Genomic DNA, 1,236 nt, shown 5'->3' with positions numbered 1-1,236 from the left:
ACAGCCCATAATATCAGTATGCCTACATATATTGGCCAAAAAATCGCCAAAATCATCCATGTATAATCAGAGCCGTGTATTTCTTTAAGTCCTAATGGTGCATCTGCTTGAATTTCCACCACTTCACCAGCCAATACAGGACTTACCGAAATTACCTTAGCCTGCCAATGGTTATTGCCTGATTTTTCAGCTAATTCAGCGCATGGCCAAACTGGAGACAAATTCCTCCATTTCATATTTGTACTTGATGATGATTCATTCATAGCCTCCATACGGCAGGTTTTACCATTATTTAAAACAATATCAATTATTACCGGTTCGCCTTGACAGATACGTTTTTCGGTTTTAACGAAATAATCACAATCTCCCAAATCCCTACTGCGTTTTTCCCATTTTTCAGTTCCATAATTGGAATCATCAACTCGAAACCCCAATTTCAAGGGAATTTCATCAGTATCAAAAGGCCGCCAAACCTGCCATTTCACTTCCTGCCCAGGTGTTAGCTTTAATTGTGTACCTGATAAAGAAGAAGATAGTACGCTCAAACACATAAATACGGCAAACAGCAATGCCGCCAAACACCAAATCTTCCAGCCTAAAGTCATTTTGAATTTCACATTTATTTCCTTTATTATCAAATCAAATTAACCACATGGACCTATATGACAATATTTTTCAGACGACCCTTTGTCAATGAACAAGCAAGCATTTTGTAAACTTACACAAAAACTTTGATTTGGAGAAATTTTAGGATACTTCCCTCCATTAAACCGTTTTTCCTGTACTTTACCATCAGCCGAAAACAGCCACCAAATTTCTTGTCCATCTTGTGTCAGCATGGAAAACTCTTTTTGAGGAATATGTGGTAAATTATTTGAAAAAACAAAATCTTCATAAGGTTGATATGAACTTTGAATACAGATGAAATGGGCATCAGACGCTATATAAGAGAACGGCAGAGGGGCTTCTTTTGCTTTTTTCCAATCTTCATCATTCATCGCCAAAGAAGGAGTACAACTAGAAAGCATAAGCAGTAAAAAAACAGGAAATAATGCTATAAATAATAGATTTCTAAAATATTTCATATACTCTCTTTCAAACATAATTCAAATTTTTCAAATAATACTACATAAAGCTAATAAAAATTATCTGATAATCATTGGAGCAAGTAAGATCTTACACTCATCTTTTTTTACGCCGGTTCATACACCATAATACGACAGCCCATAATATCAG

The 1,236-nt window shown here is 35.4% G+C and carries 2 protein-coding genes; both read right to left on the bottom strand.

The genetic code is table 11. The features are described 5' to 3' along the window. On the bottom strand, positions 1-617 hold a 617-nt coding region (locus HMPREF2872_RS11755), incomplete at its 3' end, for a hypothetical protein (protein ID WP_070631910.1). A gap of 27 nt (positions 618-644) precedes the next feature. Next, the gene (locus HMPREF2872_RS05650; RefSeq protein ID WP_070631906.1) at positions 645-1,085 is read right to left on the bottom strand and encodes a hypothetical protein; all 441 of its coding nucleotides are present in this window, start codon (positions 1,083-1,085) and stop codon (positions 645-647) included. Between the last annotated feature and the right edge of the window lie 151 nt (positions 1,086-1,236).

The organism is Neisseria sp. HMSC069H12 (genome assembly GCF_001812735.1).
GTDB lineage: Bacteria > Pseudomonadota > Gammaproteobacteria > Burkholderiales > Neisseriaceae > Neisseria > Neisseria subflava.
This window is presented reverse-complemented; position numbering and strand designations above follow the sequence as displayed.

What these genes read in the sequence shown, in the direction of transcription:
- HMPREF2872_RS05650 (WP_070631906.1), bottom strand. Translation starts at nt 1,085, where the DNA reads ATGAAATATTTTAGAAATCTATTATTTATAGCATTATTTCCTGTTTTT.